The organism is Marinobacter sp. M-5, assembly GCF_032911545.1.
In the GTDB taxonomy this organism is placed as follows: domain Bacteria; phylum Pseudomonadota; class Gammaproteobacteria; order Pseudomonadales; family Oleiphilaceae; genus Marinobacter; species Marinobacter goseongensis.
Genome location: NZ_JAWJEK010000001.1, coordinates 439860 through 456108 on the forward strand (window position 1 = coordinate 439860; position 16249 = coordinate 456108).

The window sequence follows — 16249 nt, forward strand, 5'->3', positions numbered from 1 at the left end:
TGAGACCTGATGTGGAATGAAAGCCGATTATTGACAAATTGTCAAAGGCTGACATTATGTCGATAACAACGGGTATTCGTGAAATCGACTGTTTCCAACAACCATGCTTCCGAGGACGGGGAGCCTACAACCATTACAGACACGGAAGGAAGGGCGCGCCATGACCTCGAATCGAATCCTCTTCGCACCACTGCTGCTTACTCTGGCCGTGCTGGCCCTGGTGGGCTGCAAGTCTCAGAGCGCATCGCCGCAGAGCACCCCCGATGCGGTAACCGTGCGCGCAGCAGAGGTGACCGGCGGCCAGACAGAAGGTATCTCGCTGCGGTTTTCCGGCATTGTGCGTGCGTCTCAACGGGCCACATTGACGTTTCAGGTCAGCGGCACCTTACGGGAGCGGGCCGTGGAACTCGGTCAGAAAGTGGCGACCGGTGACGTGCTCGCCCGGGTTTACAATCCGGCTCTTGAGCCGGCGCGGGATTCGGCCCGGGCACGGCTCGACGAACTGAACACCCAGTTTGATCAGGCAAAACGCGAGTGGGAACGCTCGAGCCAGCTGCACGAGCGGGGCGTGGTCTCCGAGCAGAATCTGGAACAGATTGCCGCCCGCCGCGACGGGCTGCGAGCCAGTGTTGCCACCGCGCAGGCGGCGCTGGCCGAGGCCACCCGGTTACTCGAGGAAAGTGTCCTGAAAGCCCCTTTTGCCGGCCGGGTTGAGGCCCTGTTGGTGGAGCGTGACGAGTTCGTGGCCGCCGGCCAACCGGTGATGCGACTGTCCTCGCCCAAGGGCCGGGAGGTGGAAGTTCGGGTGCCTGCCTACATGCTGGACCATGTGACCCTCGGCCAGTTGTTGCCAGTGTGGTCTGTGCAAGATCGTCGCCAACCGCCGGAAACCGGCTCCATTATTGAAATCGCACAGGCCGGCGGTATCCGGGGTGAACTGCACCCGGTGCTGGTCAGTGTGCCTGCCGACACCCTGGAACCGGGCGAGCCGGTGGAAGTCGGGATCACCCCCGCAGAGGTGGTGGCGACAACGGTTCCTCTGCTGGCGGTGATGAAATCCGCCGGTGGCGCCAGCGTTTTCCGGGTTACCGAGGGTATCGCCCGCCGTGTGCCGGTCACGGTTGAGCGCGTTATCGGTGAGCGTGTGGTGGTGGGCGCAGACGATCTGGCCCCCGGAGATCGGGTGATATACGCCGGTATGACGCGCCTCGCTGATGGCGATGCCGTGGAGGTGCAGTGATGGCCGCCCGGCTGCTGAATTATCAACGCTTGTTGGGCATGGTGGTGACTATGCTGTGCCTGCTGGGTATCGCAGCCTACAGCACCATGCCGCGTCAGGAAGATCCCTCATTTCCGTACCGGGCCGGCACAGTGACGGTCAACTATCCGGGCGCGACTGCAGATGCGGTGGAACGACTGGTGCTCAACCCGCTGACCGATGAGCTGCGACAGGTGGAGGAAGTGGATTTCACCCAGGCCACCGCCCGAACCGGGGTAGCCATTGTGCAGGTGCGGCTGAACGATACCATCTACGACACCGACTCGGCGTGGGATCGTGTGCGTCAGGCCATGGACCGGGCGCGACAGGATTTCCCCGGAGATGTGGGGCAGATGTCCCTCGACGATCGCTTGATTGATATTCCCGCCATCGTGCTGGCGGTGGGTGGTTCGTCTTCGGTCACCGAGCTGAGCAAGGTGGCCGAGCGGCTGAAAAGGAACCTGGCGAACATTCCCGGGGTGTCGCGAATCGTACTGGAAGGGGATGCCGACGAGCAGATCACCCTGGCTCTGGATGACGCCGCCATGTTCCGGCTCGGTATTTCCCCGGCACGGGTTCTCGATACCCTGTCCCAGCGCAACCAGACCATCCCCGGCGGCTTTGTCGTGGTGGATGGCCGCCGCATGTCGGTGCTGCCTAACAGCGAATTCGCCGATATCGACGCCATCCGCGCTACCCCCATTGAATTACCGGATGGCTCGCAGGTACCGCTCGCCGCCGCGGCGGAGGTGTGGCGGGGGCCACAGGAACCGCGCCAGCCGGAAACCTGGTTTGATGGCGAACGGGTGGTGCTGGTGTCCGTCATCATGGAGGAAGACACCACCGATGCCATCCGTTTTGGTGAGCGGGTCAGAACCCGGTTGTCCGATATTCAAGCGGATTTCGAACCCTACGAAGTGCGGGAGATGTTCTTCCAGCCGGACAAGGTGGAGCAGCGCCTCGACAATCTGGCTTTGAGCCTGCTGATGTCAGTGATCATCATCGTGGCGGTGGTATTTACTGGCATGGGCATCCGCATGGGACTGCTGGTCGCCTCGATCCTGCCGATGGTGGCAATGATCAGTGTCGGACTCTACGACCTCGGGGGCGGAGTACTGCACCAGATTGCGGTGATCGGAATGGTCATCTCTCTGGGCATTCTGATCGATAACGCCATTGTGATTGTCGAGAGCATCCAGGGCTATCTGGACCGGGGCATGCGCCGCCTGGATGCGTTGAAGGTGTCGGTACGGGAGCTCGCCGGTCCGCTGGGCGCCTCGACCGGCACAACGCTGGCGGCGTTCGCGCCGCTCTTGTTGTCGAAAGGCGGAACCGCCGATTTCACTCGGGGTGTGCCGGTAATGATCATGCTGACTCTGTCCGTCAGTTACCTGCTGGCAATTTCTGCGGTGCCCCTTCTGGCCGCGCGCTTTCTCAAGCCCCGTAAAACCGGTCAGAACGACCGGCTGGCCGGACTGGCTGTTTTTCTCGGCGGATTGGTCGCGCGGATGCCGGGCAAGCTGATGATTGGTGGACTTGTTCTGGTGCTGATCAGCCTTGCACTGACGCCGTTCATGAAATTGCAGTTCTTCCCCAATGCCGATCGCCCTCAGGTCATTGTGGAACTCTACATGCCGGAGGGCACAGACCAGGAGCGGACGTCATCGGTGGCCGCAGACCTGGAACGTGCCATCCGCGAGCGCCCGGAAGCGGTGCGGGTGCATCGCTTTACCGGGTTTACCGGGCCGAGTTTCTACTACAACTTGCAGCGAGCGCCGCAGGCACCAAACCGTGGCCGCATTGTGGTGTCGACATCAACCCTGGCAGAGACCACCGATCTGATCCCCTGGATCCGCGACTACGCCCAAACGCACCTGCCGGAACTGAACCTGTCCGTCGGCATTCTGGGCCAGGGACCGCCGCGGGTTGCACCGGTGGAAATCCGGGTTTTCCATGCGGATGACAATACCCGCGTTGCCGCTGCTGAACAGGTCTTTTCGGCCTTGCGCCGCATCGATGGTACCGTGGATGTGCGCCATGACCTCGACATCGGTGTGCCCAGCATTGCCATCAACGTTGATGACGCCAGCGCCGCCCGTTACGGCATCAGCCGCTCGGATGTGGCCCAGAGCCTCTATGGCCAAAGCTTCGGGGTGGTGGCTGAGCAATACCGCCAGGAGGAAGACCCGATCCCGCTGGTGCTGAGATCCCAGGAGGGCACCAGTCTATCGCTGTCCCGATTGTTGTCGGTGAACATCTACAATGCCGGCGGCGAGGCTGTGCCCTTGTCCGCCGTCGCCTCTCTGGAAACCTCATGGCAGCCGGCTGCGCGCTACCTGCGCAATGGCGTAAGAATGAACACCGTCACCGCCAACCTGCTGACCGGTTACAGTTTCAGCCAGGCATTGCAGGGGCTGGAAGCCAACCTGCAGGATAAGCCGTTGCCGCCAGGCACCCGGCTGGAGATGGGTGGTGACGCCGAGGGTTCCGATGATGCCAACAGCGCTCTGTTGACCACGGCACCCATCGGCATGCTGTTGCTGCTGTTCTTCCTGCTGATTCAGTTCAATTCCTTCCGTCGGGTCGGCGTCATTCTGCTGACCGTGCCGCTCGCTACCGTAGGCATCATTCCGGGGCTGGTGTTATCCGGATCGCCATTCGGATTCCAGCCTTTGCTGGGCGTGATTGCGCTGGTGGGCATTGTGGTGAACAACGCTATTGTGCTGCTGGATGTAATGGATCGTCAGCTGGACAGAGGGGAAGCCATCCGCGACGCCGTGCGCATTGCTGTGGAACAGCGCACCCGACCCATTTTGCTGACCACCGCGACCACCGTGGCAGGGTTGTTGCCTTTGGCCTTTTCCAGCTCCACCCTGTGGCCGCCCATGGCCTGGGCCATCATTTCCGGCCTGCTCGCGTCTACCGTGCTGACCCTGCTGGTCGTGCCCGCCGTGTGCACCCGGGTTATCCGCTGCAAAGTGGCCGAGCCGGAAAACGCACCGGCCTGATCAACAGACCCACTCGCTGGCCAACCGGGACATCCCGGTTGGGAAACACAATCGATTCCGGCGAGTGCCCGACCCGATACTGCGTCTCCTGGTCCTCCCAGATCAGGGTGCCGGGGGCATACTCCGTGAAATTGGCCACATCATCCGGTACATGAAAGCGGAAGCTGTCACCGGTGTTGAGAATTTCATGTACCACCTCAAAGACCGCAAGCTGATCTTGGGGCGGCTGTGGCGGAATCGGCGCGCCGCCGCTCATGCGTCGCCGCAGGGCGTCGGCGATGCCCCGGAACCGGCTGAGATCGTTCTGGCCGAACGGCCGAACCTTGCCCAGCTCCACGGTAAAACTCTCGGCCCGCAGCACCGACGCCGAGAATGACGAAAAGGTGGTGCCGGCCCGATGCTGCAACAGCAGCGTCTCCACTCCGGCCTCCAGCAGGAAATCACACTGCGCCTGCGGCACCTCCCGACCCTCAACAAACGGGTACAACGCAAACTTCTCCCGTCGCGAGGGGCGAATCGCCGTGTGCAGATCATAGTGACAGAGATTGTCTGGATGCCGCGTCGCGAACTGCCGGCACGTGTCCTCCAGAAACTGCGCGCGCGCGGCCTCGGGCAATTCCTGATACGCCGCTTTGCCATGGGCACCGTGGAACAACCGGTTCATGTTCACCTCAAGGAAGCGCTCCCCGGCCACCATCGCCGGCGGATTGCCCAGAATCAGCAGCACCGGGCAAGCCAACGACCACTTCCCATTAAACAGTTCGGTCACCAGCGCGCTCAGCACCTCGATAGGCGCGGTCTCGTTGCCGTGAACACCGGCGGAAATGATCAAGGCGTCATGATTCGGAATCGGGCGATCGGAAGGGGGACTGAGTTCGAGAACCCCGACTGCACGGCGAATTACACGTGTGCCGTCGCGCAGCTGGGTTTTTAATTCGGGTAGTGGAGCGTCGGAGTTGGCAAGCGTATGAGCCAACCAGTCGACGTGATGATCAAAGAGATGTTCATAAACTTTCATGGAATCTCCGGAAAGAGTCTGGGGCCAGCCGGCAGGAGCGCCTTCCGGGAATCTTGAAGGCCAGGGACGGCCTGAAAGAAGCGAACATGGATGTGCTCGTAGCGGTTCCCGGGAGGCGCTCCTGTTGGCTGGCCTTGCACCATCAGCCTGCAGAAGAGGGTCAGGAATTCAAAGGCCGTTGATGCTTCAACAAATGATTCTCCAGCTTGCGGAACGCGAACACCAGCGCAAACGTCAGCAGCATGTACAACAACGCCACAAAAATGAACGCATCGAACGGCGCATAAAACCGTGAATAAATGTTCCGCGCCGCCCCGGTCAGGTCCACGATGGTCACCACACTGGCAATCGCGCTGGCATGCAGCATGAAGATGACCTCATTGGAGTAGGCCTGCACACCCCGCCGCGCAGCACTCGGTAGGACGATGCGGCGCATGCGCATGAACCAGTTCATGCCATAGGCTTTCGCCGCCTCTATTTCGCCATTGGGGGTCGACACAATGGCTCCGCGGATAATCTCTGTGGTGTAGGCCGCCGTGTTCAGAGTGAACGCCAACAGCGCCGGGTAAAACGGCTCCCGGAAAATCAGCCACCAGAAGGTCTCCTGGATACCCTCGATCTGAGCCAGCCCGTAATAGATGATGTAGAGCTGGATCAGCAGTGGCGTGCCCCGGAAAATGTAGGTGTAAAACCACACCGGACCGGAAATGAAAGGATTCTTCACCGTACGCAGAATCGCCAGCGGCACGGCCACCACCAGGCCAATCACCAGAGACAGGAACACCAGCTGCACAGTGGTCACCATGCCGCCCCAGTATTCCATCAGGGTCATAGCGGTAAATATGTCGTTCTTGTCGAGCCATTCGGCGATGAAATCAGGCATACCTCAACCCCCCTGAACCACGCCGACATTGGCACGCTTGTTCAGCCATTTGATAAACAGCTCCGAACCGGCCGTCAGGGCCAGATAGACAAACGCCACCGGAATGAAAAAGTGAAAGGGCATACGCTCCGCTTTGGCGGCTTCCTCGGCCACACGCACCATATCGGTGAGACCGATGATGGACACCAGCGCGGTGGTTTTGAGCAACACCTGCCAGTTGTTGCCGATGCCGGGCAGGGCATGGCGCAGCATTTGCGGCAGCATGATGCGGCGGAAGGTGTGAAAGCGGGTGAAGCCATAGGCCCGGGCGGCTTCGATCTGGCCAGTCTCCACCGCCAGAAAGGCGCCGCGGAAGGTTTCCGTCATGTAGGCGCCAAAAATCAGTCCGATGGTGACCACACCGGAAATAAAGGGGTCGAACTGAAAGAAAAAGTCGATTTCATAGGTCTCCCAGATATGGTCCGAGAGCATGTTGACCGCAACCTGTCCGCCGTAATAGAACAGCAGCATCATTACCAGGTCAGGGACACCACGAATCAGCGTGGTGTAGGTGGTGGCTGCTCCTTTGGCCAGGCGGTTGTCCGACAGCTTGGCTGAGGCGCCTATCAGCCCGAGAGTGATGGCAACAGCGAGGGAGAGGAAGGCCAGTTCTATGGTGACCACCGCTCCGTCCAACAGAGCCGGGCCATAGCCTTTCAAATCGAGCATGGGAACGTCCGGTAAGCAGGGGCGACCAACGTGATCGCCCCTTGAGCAGTTTTACATCTTGATGTCGTAAGCGAAGTACTTATCCATGATGGTGTCGTAGGTACCATCTTCTTTCAGAGTGCTCAGGGCGGCGTTGACGTCCTCAGCCAGGTCCGCGTCGCGCTTGCGCATGGCAACGCCGACACCTTCACCCAGCTTGACCGGCTCAGCCACTTCCTTGAAGCCTTCTTTGTTGAGAACAGTCTGTTCACCGACCGGGTAGTCCACGAACACCACGTCCAGGCGCTGGCCTTCCAGATCCAGAACCATGTCGTCTGCGGTGGTGTAACGCTTGATGGTCACAATGCCACCCATTTCCTCGGTCACGTAAGTGTCCATGGTGGTGCCACGCTGAACACCTACGGTCTTGCCTTTCATGGCGTCCATATCAGTGACGTCGGTGTTGAAGCTTTCCGGACCGAACCAGCCACCCGGGGTGTTGTAGTATGGCTCGGAGAACAGCACCCGCTCGGCGCGCTCAGGGGTGATCGACATCGAGGACATGATCAGATCAAACTTGCGGGCCAGCAGGCCCGGGATCATGCCGTCCCACGCCTGGATCACGAATTCGCAGTTGGCACTCATCTCTTCGCACATGGCTTCCGCCAGTTCCACCTCGAAGCCGGTCAGCTCGCCGTTTTCATCTTTGTATTCGAACGGCTCGTAGGGCACGTCGAAGGCGATCCGCAGGTTCCGTTCCTCGGCCTGTGCAACGCCAGCGGCCAGCGCCAGGGCACAACTTGCTGCAACAATCAGTTTCTTCATGTGTCACTTCTCCAGTGTTTTTGCCTTTTGGGCTTTATTTTTTATCAACGCCTTTTTCAGGCGTTTTTTACGTCCTCACCGGTTCAAGATAGCACCGAGTGTCAGAACTTGGGAGCCAGGAACTGTTTCATGCGTTCCGAGTCCGGGTTATCAAACACTTTCTGTGGTGTACCCTGTTCCTCGATAACGCCCTGATGCAAAAACAGGACCTGAGTTGACACATCCTTTGCAAATGCCATTTCGTGAGTGACCACGATCATGGTTCGGCCTTCCTCAGCCAGGCTCTGCATCACCTTCAGAACTTCACCGACCAGTTCCGGGTCCAGAGCCGATGTCGGTTCGTCAAACAGCATCACTTCCGGCTCCATGGCAAGGGCGCGGGCAATGGCCGCACGTTGCTGCTGGCCGCCGGACATCTGGGCCGGGTAGTAGTCCTTGCGCTCGTAGATGCCGACTTTGTTCAGGTAGCTCTCGGCCCGCTCGATGGCCTCCTTTTTGGGGACCTTGAGCACGTTGACCGGCGCTTCGATGATGTTTTCCAACACGGTCATGTGAGACCACAAATTGAAACTCTGGAATACCATCGACAGTTTGGCGCGGATCAGTTCCACCTGCTTGTTGTCGGCGGGAATACGCTCGCCGCGACGGTTGGTGGTGAACCGTATTGGGTCGCCGTGCACGATAATGTCGCCGGACGTGGGGGTTTCCAGCAGATTGATGCAGCGCAGGAACGTGCTCTTGCCGGAGCCGGAGCTGCCAATCAGAGACACCACGTCACCTTTGCGGGTTTCCAGTGAGATACCTTTAAGCACTTCCAGCTGATCAAAGGTTTTGTGAATATCCCTGCAGATCAAAGGCGCTTGGTCCGCCATGGGTGACTCCTGAGGCTGTCTTTCAAAGGCGCAAGTTTTACGGACTGTAGCGGCGGAAATCAAGACCCTTTACCGTCGCTTTTCCGCAGTTCTCTATCGATCCCAACACAACATTGTGTCGCACTGAATATTCAATGCAAGGTTTTTGCCGCCTCAGGGGGAGGCGCTGGTTCCGGGAGCAGCAGCTTCCGAATTCAGTGAGATGCGGATTACTTTTGCGCCCTGGCTCTCGAGGCTGCGCATGGAATCGCCGACAAAACGCACATGGGCGGTTGCGGCCTTGCGGGCCGCGGTGGGCTTGCCGGCCATGATGGCCTGATAGATCTGTTTGTGCTGCCTCATGATGGAATGTCGCATTTCCTCACGCGGGTTCAGATTGGCAACGGACGCCTGAACCGTCAGCAACATCATGTTTTTCAGACCGTTGAGAACATGCACCAGTATCGGGTTATGGGAGGCCTCGACAATCGCCTGATGGAAGCCGTGGTCGGGTTTGGCATTGCTCATCGGGTCAGTGCTCTCCAGCATGCGGAATGCTTTGGTAATGCGGTGCCTGTCCATGCTGGTGGCGCGCTGGGCGGCCAGCATGGCTGCCTGTCCTTCCAGTTGCTCCCGGACTTCCAGCAGGTCGTAGAGGGTGCGAGGGTGGCCTGCGAACAGATGCATCAGCGGGCTGCGATCATCCAGATCCACAGTGGACGGAACGATACTGGCCACGAACGAGCCCTTGCCGTGGTGGGTTTCGATCACGCCCCGGCCCTGCAGTTCGTGGAGTGCCTCGCGGAGAATGGCGCGCGATACGCCGAGGCGTGTTGCCAGCTGCCGTTCTGACGGAATTTTCTGCCCGGGGGCCAGGCCGCCGTCGAGGATCAGCCGCTCCAGCCGATAGGATATTTCCTGTGATATGCCCATCCGGTATGCCTGTCAGGTCCTGCTGGTCGGACCAGTTGCGGGTTGATGTATGCCCTGAATGTCCTTCTGTTCAAATGCGTTTCAGGCCCCTAACTATGGCTTATCGCGCCGATTCCGTCCATTTCACCCTACGAAAAAACTGGTCCGACCAGTTGGCAATTCGCTGGACTAAACCGCACCTGCCTACGAAGCTTTCAGTGATACCGGCATCGGCCGGTGTTGGCCTTACTCTGCACAACAACAAGCGAGACGGAGATGTGTCGATGAACACCAACAACAATGCTGAAAGTCGCTGTGACGCGGGTGCAACGCCACCACGCACGAGTTTCCTGAAGGCCATGGCTGTAGGCGCCGCACTGTGCGGGGCAATGTTCATGGGCGCCGGCCAGGCGCACGCTGCCACCACCTGGAAGTTGCAGTCAGTGTGGGACGCCGGCACCGTCGGTTACGATCTGTTCGAGGAGTGGTGCGAAAGCATCGAGGAGAAATCCGGTGGTGAGCTGATCTTCAAACCTTACCCGGCCAAATCGGTTGCTGCGGACAACAACGCCCTGTTCGAAGCAGTCCGTAACGGCGTGCTGCAGGGTATGAACCCGTTTACGCTGTACTGGTCCGGCAAGATCCCGGCTTCTGTGTTCCTGTCTTCCTACCCTGCCGGACCGGATCAGCCCCACCAGTGGGACATCATGTTCTACTCGCTGGGCATGCTGGAAACAACCCGCGAAATCTACAAGAAATTTGGCCTGTTCTATGTCGGCCCGATCCAGCATGACGCCAACATCATCCACTCCAAAAAGCCGATTAACAGCCTCGCAGATCTGAAAGGTATGAAGATGCGTGTGCCGGGCGGCATGGTGGCTGAAGTATTCCAGCAGTTCGGTGTTTCAACCGTCAGTCTGCCGGGTTCAGATATCTTCCCTGCTCTGGAAAAAGGCACCATCGACGCAGCGGACTACGTTGGCCCGGCGGTGAACTATGAGCTGGGCTTCTCCCAGGTAACCGACTACATCATGTTCGGACCTCCTGGCGTTATGTCGATTTACCAGCCAGTGGATCTGATGGATCTGACCGTTAACCTGCGTGCCTGGAACGCGCTGGATCCTAAACTGCAACAACTGGTTGAGGACGAAGTCCGGATATATTCCCAGAAGCACTACCTGACCATTCAGAAGCGCAACATCGAAGCCATGAAGAAGTTCAAGGCTGACGGTGACACCGTCACCCGTCTGAGCCAGGCGGATCTGGATGAATTCCGTAAAGCGGCGATTCCTATCTGGTTCAACTGGGCCAGCAAGAATAAGGATGCCAAAGCAATTCTGGATATTCAGCTGGAATACATGATGAACGACACCGTCGGCTACATCGACGAGGAAGACATTGAAGGGATGTGAGCCTTTATAACCACAATAAAACTGATCACGGGGAAGGGTAGGAAGTGCTTGGTGGCACCGCCTCCCTTCCCCGCGCTGTGATTAAGGTGATAACAACATGTCTGATCTGAGTGCTTTCGGCTTTGTGATGCCCCATTGGTTCTACTGGGGCTGGCTGGCGTTGATGCCGCTGATCATGATGGCGCTGGACCGTTGGCTCGCCCGACGCGGTGTTCAGGCCGTGGATAAGAATGCCGAGGCCAAAGAAAAGCTTCTTGAAATAGAAGCCGAACTGCAAAAACAGGTGGATTACAGCGATGCCAGCAACGGGTTCACTGACGCGGTGGACTGGATCAGCGAGAAATCCGGTGTATTTATTTCCTTCTGGACCGTGAATGCCGTGGTGTTTTACTTCTTTGAAGTGGTCATGCGCTACGTGTTCAACCAGCCCACTATCTGGGTGCATGAGGCCAGTTTCCTGCTATTCGGAATGCAATACCTGATGGCCGGTGCGTTTGCGTTGCTTCACGGCTCCCATGTGCGGGTAGACGTGGTTTATAACTTCCTTCCAGAGCGGGGGCGTGTGGGCATGGATATTTTCACATCCATGTTTTTCTTCATGTTCGCGATCGCTTTGATGATTACCTCCTGGACCTTCATGGAGAACTCCTATTCGATGGATGAACGAACCGTTGAAACCTGGGGCATTCAATACTGGCCGGTGAAGGGCGTGATGCTGCTGGGGTCGACGCTGCTCTTCCTTGCTGGCCTGTCCAAACTGATCAAGGACATCGCTATATTTATCAGGCTTGGCCGGGAGCAACACGCATGAGCTCAGATACCATGACCCGCTCCAATCCCAGCCCCAACCCCGGCAATCCCCTGATCGGCAAGCTCGGCACCTGGCTGATGATTATCGCCACGGTTCTCCTTGCTTTTGTAGTGCTGGTGGAAGTCATCAACATCCTTTTTTACGACCCCTGGAGCGATGACAAATTCCTGTTCAAGCTCTCAGGCATGTTGTCGGACGTAAAAATAGGTCCGCTGACCTATCTCATGTTTGGCTCCCTGGCAGTGCTGCTGATGATGGGGCTGCCCCTGGCCTTCGTCACCGGTGGCCTCGGTGTTGCCTTCATCTATCTGGTGGGCGATTCGATGATGCTGAACATCATCCCAAGCCGGATCTTTCCGATGATGACCAACTCGGATCTGGCAGCCATTCCGTTGTTCATCTTCATGGCCTCTATGCTGGAGCGGGCCGGCCTGATCGAGGAGATGTTCAACGTGGTCTACAAATGGATGGGCGGTCTTGGCGGCGGTCTTGCCATTGCGACCATACTCGCGTCCACGATTCTGGCGGCCATGGTCGGAGTTATCGGCGCTGCTGTCGTCACCATGGGTATCATTGCGTTGCCGGCGATGCTCAAGCGTGGCTATGACCAGAAGATCGCATTGGGATCCATCATGGCCGGGGGCACCCTGGGCATCCTGATCCCGCCCTCAATTCTCGCGATCCTCTACGCCGTGGTTGCACAGCAGTCGGTCGGTGAACTCTACCTGGGGTCGGTGATTCCCGGTCTGATTCTATCCACGTTCTACATCCTTTACGTGGGTATTCGCTCGAAAATCAATCCGGAACTCGGGCCGCCGGTCCCGGAAGAAGAGCGGATCGGACTCAAAGAAAAGCTGCTGTTGCTGAAAGACCTGATCGCGCCGCTAGTGCTGGTTTTCCTGGTACTTGGGTTGCTGTTTGGCGGTGTTGCCACTCCGGTGGAGGCGGCCGGTATTGGCTCTTTCGGGGCAATCCTGGTGGCGATGAAGCACAAGGTGTTCTCCATTGCCACACTGCGCGATGCGTCGGTAACCACCGCCAAGGCATCCGCTATGGTGTTGTGGATCATGTTCGGTGCATCAGTCTTTGTCGGATTTTATATCCTGCAGGGCGGACAGGATTTCATTACCGAGACCATTCTGGGCATTGGCCTGTCGCCTTACGCCGTCTTGCTGCTGTTGATGGTGCTGCTGGTGGTGTTGGGGATGTTCCTCGACTGGGTTGGCATCCTGCTGTTGGCGGTGCCGATTTTCATCCCGATTGTTGAAGCTCTGGAATTCCCGGGTCTGTTTGGTCTGCCGGGCGTGCCAGGGGAGGACGTGGTGCTCTGGTTCGGTGTGTTGTATCTGGTGAACATGCAGATGTCGTTCCTCAGTCCACCGTTTGGCTATGCGCTGTTCTACATCCGGGGCGTTTGCCCGCCGGACATTACCATGGGCACGATTTTCAAGTCTTCACTGGTGTTCCTGGCCATTCAGGCGTTCGGCCTGTTCATCTGCGTGCTGATACCGGGCGTGGTGACCTGGTTGCCCAATCTCGTTTATGGCTAATCGACCGTTGCTGAATCACAGGAGGACAACACTATGCTGACCATTAACCGGCTTGACCTCGCTGATGCGCGGATGCTGATCGAAGGCGCTGCCGGAAAAGCCCGCGAAATCGCAGTGCCGATGTGCATTGCGATCGTTGACGAGTCCGGTAACCTGATTGCATTCGAGCGCATGGATGGGGGCAAGATCACCAGCGTTACCATTGCGCAGGACAAGGCCTTTACCGCCGCTGCCGCCAAAAAAGCCACCCACGACTACAACAAGGTCAATGTACCCGGCAGCCTGGCATTCGGGATTCATACCGAGGTAGGCGGGCGCATCAGTTCCGTGGGTGGCGGCCTGCCGGTGCTTGTCGGCGGAGAGGTGGTTGGGGGTATCGGGATCAGCTCCGGTACCCCGCAACAGGACATGGATTGTGCCCAGGCCGGTATCGACCACTTTGAAACCAAACGCGGTTGATGACTGTCACAGCTGAAGATATTCCTAGCCAGAGATTGATATGACAACCAAACCGAAAGTCAGCAAAGCCGAGCTGGCAGAGCAGTTCCGGGCATTCATCGACCCGGACTACGTCATCACCGATGACGAAACCATGAAGCCCTACGAATGCGACGGCATGTCGATGTATTGCGAAATGCCGTTGCTGGTGGTGCTGCCGGAAACCGTTGAACAGGTACAACGGGTGATGCGGATCTGCAATGAAAATGCCGTGCCGGTGGTTGCCCGGGGCGCGGGGACGGGGCTGAGTGCCGGCGCCATGCCGAACAAGGAAGGCGTGGTGCTGTCGCTGGCCAAGTTCAACCGCATCATCCACATCGATCCGCTGGCACGTTCGGCGAGGCTACAACCGGGTGTTCGCAACCTCGCCATCAGTGAGGAAGCGGCGCAATACGGCCTCTACTACGGCCCCGACCCGTCTTCCCAGATCGCCTGCACCATCGGTGGCAACGTGGCCGAGAACTCCGGTGGCGTGCACTGCCTGAAATACGGTCTGACCGTGCACAACATCCTCAGCGTGGAAATGGTCACCGCCGAGGGCGACGTGGTCACCATCGGCAGTGACGGGCTCGACAGCTGTGGCATGGACCTGCTGGCGCTGTTGACCGGATCCGAGGGGCTGCTGGGCGTGGTCACCGAAGTGCAGGTCAAACTGCTGCCCAAGCCGGAAGTGGCGCGGGTGGTGATGGCCGGCTTCGACAGTGTGCAGAAAGGCGGTGACGCCGTGGGCGGTATCATTTCCCATGGCATTATCCCGGGAGGCCTGGAGATGATGGACGGCCACGCCATCATTGCCGCCGACGATTTTGCCCAGGCTGGCTACCCCCGTGACGCCAAGGCCCTGCTGCTGTGCGAGGTGGACGGCACCGAAGAGGAGGTGCTGGAACACATCGCTGAGGCAGAAGAGGTGTTCCGCAAGCTGGGCGCCACCTCCGTGCGCACCTCCCGGAGTGAGGAAGAGCGCGCGCTGCTATGGAAAGGACGCAAGTCCGCATTTCCGGCAGTAGGCCGCATTTCACCGGATTATTACTGCATGGACGGCACCATCCCGCGTCGTGAAATCGCCAACGTACTCACGCAGATGGAGCAGATGTCCGAACAGTTCGGCCTGCGCGTGGCCAACGTGTTTCACGCCGGCGACGGCAACCTGCACCCGCTGATCCTGTTTGACGCCAATGTGCCCGGTGAGTTCGAGCGCACCGAGGCGTTCGGCAGCAGCATTCTCGAACTCTGCGTGAAAGTAGGCGGCTGCATCACCGGTGAGCACGGCGTTGGCGTGGAGAAAGTCCGCCAGATGGCGGTGCAGTTCAACGACGAGGAACTGCAGCAGTTTCACGACGTGAAGGCCGCCTTCGACCCTGCCGGCATCCTCAACCCGGGCAAGGGCGTGCCTGCCCTGCGGTTCTGCCAGGAATACCGCTCGCTGGAACACAAACAACACAAGCACGACCATACGGAAGCGGCTCATGGCTGATCATTCCCAACAACTGAAGGAGCAGGTGCTCCAGGCCCGCAATGCCGGCTACAAACTCAACATCGTTGGCGGCGGCACCAAAGCCTTCGTGGGCCGTGCCGCCGATCCGGACGCAGGCACACTGAGTCTCGCCGAGCACAGCGGCATCGTGGACTACCACCCGGTCGAGCTGGTGCTCACCGTGCGTGCCGGCACCACCCTCACCGAAATCGAAGCCACCCTCGCCGAAGAAGGGCAGATTCTGCACTTTGAACCGCCACACTTTGGCGATGACAGCACCATCGGCGGCACCCTGGCCTGCAACCTCTCCGGCCCCGGTCGGCCCTGGGCCGGTTCCGTGCGTGACCAGATATTGGGAGTGCGATTGATCAACGGCAAGGGAGAGCATCTGCGCTTTGGCGGTCAGGTGATGAAAAACGTTGCCGGATACGACGTCTCCCGCCTCCAGGCCGGCGCCATGGGCACTCTCGGCGTGATGACCGAAATCAGCCTGAAAGTGATGCCCAGACCTGCCGCCACCCTGACTCTGGTGCAGGACATGGCGATGGACGACGTCATCCACTACATGAACAGCCGCGCCGCCGAACCCAAACCCATTACCGCCGCCTGCTGGCACGATGACAAAGTATACCTGCGCCTTTCCGGCGCCCGCTCTGCGGTGGAAGCCACGGCCGAAAAATGGACCGGCGAGGTCATGGAAAACGGTGATCCGTTCTGGCGCCAGATTCAGGATATGCAGCATGATTTCTTCACCGGCGGCGATCCGTTATGGCGCTTCTCCATCGGCTCCACCGCTGCCAACCCCGTGCTCGACGGCGCTTGGCTGATCGACTGGGCCGGTTCCCAGCGCTGGTATCGCGGTGATGCGGATCAGAAAAAGATGGAAGCCCTGGCGAAAGCGGCGGGCGGTCAGGTCAGCCTGTTCCGTGGCGGCGATCGGGCAGGGGAGGTGATGCATCACCAGCCGGATGCCCTGAAGGGGATTCAGCGTCGTGTAAAGAACTCGTTCGACCCTGACGGCATATTCAACCCTGGGCGGCTATACAGCTGGCTGTAGTCAAC

14 protein-coding genes are annotated in these 16249 nt (G+C 59.0%); 8 read left to right on the forward strand and 6 right to left on the reverse strand.

Annotated elements, in window-relative coordinates; all coding sequences use genetic code 11:
* The first annotated feature begins 160 nt into the window (after positions 1 to 160).
* Together R0125_RS01940 and R0125_RS01945 are read left to right on the forward strand one after the other, a co-directional pair.
* A complete protein-coding gene (locus R0125_RS01940) occupies positions 161 to 1240 on the forward strand; it encodes an efflux RND transporter periplasmic adaptor subunit (protein ID WP_248182371.1) in 1080 nt (359 codons plus the stop codon).
* Positions 1240 to 4266 (forward strand): efflux RND transporter permease subunit, encoded by a 3027-nt coding sequence (locus R0125_RS01945; RefSeq protein ID WP_317236940.1) that lies wholly within the window; start codon positions 1240 to 1242, stop codon positions 4264 to 4266. Before R0125_RS01940 ends, R0125_RS01945 begins: the two co-directional genes overlap by 1 nt.
* Here the strand turns inward: R0125_RS01945 and astE are convergent.
* The 6 genes from astE to R0125_RS01975 form a co-directional block, all read right to left on the reverse strand.
* Positions 4223 to 5284 (reverse strand): succinylglutamate desuccinylase, encoded by a 1062-nt coding sequence (astE, locus tag R0125_RS01950; protein WP_317236941.1) that lies wholly within the window; start codon positions 5282 to 5284, stop codon positions 4223 to 4225. The genes R0125_RS01945 and astE overlap by 44 nt on opposite strands.
* 160 nt (positions 5285 to 5444) lie before the next feature.
* Positions 5445 to 6167: an ABC transporter permease gene (locus tag R0125_RS01955; RefSeq protein ID WP_317236942.1), complete on the reverse strand. Its 723-nt coding sequence runs from the start codon at positions 6165 to 6167 to the stop codon at positions 5445 to 5447.
* Positions 6168 to 6170: 3 nt separating this feature from the next.
* On the reverse strand, positions 6171 to 6875 hold the full coding sequence (locus R0125_RS01960; protein ID WP_248182366.1) for an ABC transporter permease: 705 nt from the start codon (positions 6873 to 6875) through the stop codon (positions 6171 to 6173).
* Between the two features lie 51 nt (positions 6876 to 6926).
* Positions 6927 to 7679, reverse strand: a complete 753-nt coding sequence (locus R0125_RS01965) for a transporter substrate-binding domain-containing protein (protein WP_317236943.1) — start codon at positions 7677 to 7679, stop codon at positions 6927 to 6929.
* 101 nt (positions 7680 to 7780) lie between these two features.
* Complete coding sequence (locus R0125_RS01970) at positions 7781 to 8551, reverse strand: ABC transporter ATP-binding protein (protein WP_248182363.1); 771 nt, start codon at positions 8549 to 8551, stop codon at positions 7781 to 7783.
* A 153-nt stretch (positions 8552 to 8704) separates the two neighbouring features.
* A complete protein-coding gene (locus R0125_RS01975) occupies positions 8705 to 9463 on the reverse strand; it encodes an FCD domain-containing protein (RefSeq protein ID WP_317236944.1) in 759 nt (252 codons plus the stop codon).
* 338 nt (positions 9464 to 9801) lie between these two features.
* Here R0125_RS01975 and dctP point away from each other — a divergent pair, with 338 nt between their 5' ends.
* From dctP to glcE, 6 genes are all read left to right on the forward strand, one after another.
* On the forward strand, positions 9802 to 10854 hold the full coding sequence (gene dctP / locus R0125_RS01980; protein ID WP_317237947.1) for a TRAP transporter substrate-binding protein DctP: 1053 nt from the start codon (positions 9802 to 9804) through the stop codon (positions 10852 to 10854).
* 97 nt (positions 10855 to 10951) lie between these two features.
* Positions 10952 to 11665: a TRAP transporter small permease subunit gene (locus R0125_RS01985; protein WP_317236945.1), complete on the forward strand. Its 714-nt coding sequence runs from the start codon at positions 10952 to 10954 to the stop codon at positions 11663 to 11665.
* Positions 11662 to 13215, forward strand: a complete 1554-nt coding sequence (locus R0125_RS01990; protein ID WP_317236946.1) for a TRAP transporter large permease subunit — start codon at positions 11662 to 11664, stop codon at positions 13213 to 13215. Before R0125_RS01985 ends, R0125_RS01990 begins: the two co-directional genes overlap by 4 nt.
* Before the next feature lie 33 nt (positions 13216 to 13248).
* On the forward strand, positions 13249 to 13674 hold the full coding sequence (locus R0125_RS01995; protein ID WP_248182359.1) for a GlcG/HbpS family heme-binding protein: 426 nt from the start codon (positions 13249 to 13251) through the stop codon (positions 13672 to 13674).
* A gap of 40 nt (positions 13675 to 13714) precedes the next feature.
* On the forward strand, positions 13715 to 15187 hold the full coding sequence (locus R0125_RS02000) for an FAD-linked oxidase C-terminal domain-containing protein (protein WP_248182357.1): 1473 nt from the start codon (positions 13715 to 13717) through the stop codon (positions 15185 to 15187).
* On the forward strand, positions 15180 to 16244 hold the full coding sequence (glcE, locus tag R0125_RS02005; protein ID WP_317236947.1) for a glycolate oxidase subunit GlcE: 1065 nt from the start codon (positions 15180 to 15182) through the stop codon (positions 16242 to 16244). Before R0125_RS02000 ends, glcE begins: the two co-directional genes overlap by 8 nt.
* Positions 16245 to 16249 lie beyond the last annotated feature (5 nt).

What these genes read in the sequence shown, in the direction of transcription:
- R0125_RS01940 (WP_248182371.1), top strand. Translation starts at nt 161, where the DNA reads ATGACCTCGAATCGAATCCTCTTCGCACCACTGCTGCTTACTCTGGCC.
- R0125_RS01945 (WP_317236940.1), top strand. Translation starts at nt 1,240, where the DNA reads ATGGCCGCCCGGCTGCTGAATTATCAACGCTTGTTGGGCATGGTGGTG.
- astE (WP_317236941.1), bottom strand. Translation starts at nt 5,284, where the DNA reads ATGAAAGTTTATGAACATCTCTTTGATCATCACGTCGACTGGTTGGCT.
- R0125_RS01955 (WP_317236942.1), bottom strand. Translation starts at nt 6,167, where the DNA reads ATGCCTGATTTCATCGCCGAATGGCTCGACAAGAACGACATATTTACC.
- R0125_RS01960 (WP_248182366.1), bottom strand. Translation starts at nt 6,875, where the DNA reads ATGCTCGATTTGAAAGGCTATGGCCCGGCTCTGTTGGACGGAGCGGTG.
- R0125_RS01965 (WP_317236943.1), bottom strand. Translation starts at nt 7,679, where the DNA reads ATGAAGAAACTGATTGTTGCAGCAAGTTGTGCCCTGGCGCTGGCCGCT.
- R0125_RS01970 (WP_248182363.1), bottom strand. Translation starts at nt 8,551, where the DNA reads ATGGCGGACCAAGCGCCTTTGATCTGCAGGGATATTCACAAAACCTTT.
- R0125_RS01975 (WP_317236944.1), bottom strand. Translation starts at nt 9,463, where the DNA reads ATGGGCATATCACAGGAAATATCCTATCGGCTGGAGCGGCTGATCCTC.
- dctP (WP_317237947.1), top strand. Translation starts at nt 9,802, where the DNA reads ATGGCTGTAGGCGCCGCACTGTGCGGGGCAATGTTCATGGGCGCCGGC.
- R0125_RS01985 (WP_317236945.1), top strand. Translation starts at nt 10,952, where the DNA reads ATGTCTGATCTGAGTGCTTTCGGCTTTGTGATGCCCCATTGGTTCTAC.
- R0125_RS01990 (WP_317236946.1), top strand. Translation starts at nt 11,662, where the DNA reads ATGAGCTCAGATACCATGACCCGCTCCAATCCCAGCCCCAACCCCGGC.
- R0125_RS01995 (WP_248182359.1), top strand. Translation starts at nt 13,249, where the DNA reads ATGCTGACCATTAACCGGCTTGACCTCGCTGATGCGCGGATGCTGATC.
- R0125_RS02000 (WP_248182357.1), top strand. Translation starts at nt 13,715, where the DNA reads ATGACAACCAAACCGAAAGTCAGCAAAGCCGAGCTGGCAGAGCAGTTC.
- glcE (WP_317236947.1), top strand. Translation starts at nt 15,180, where the DNA reads ATGGCTGATCATTCCCAACAACTGAAGGAGCAGGTGCTCCAGGCCCGC.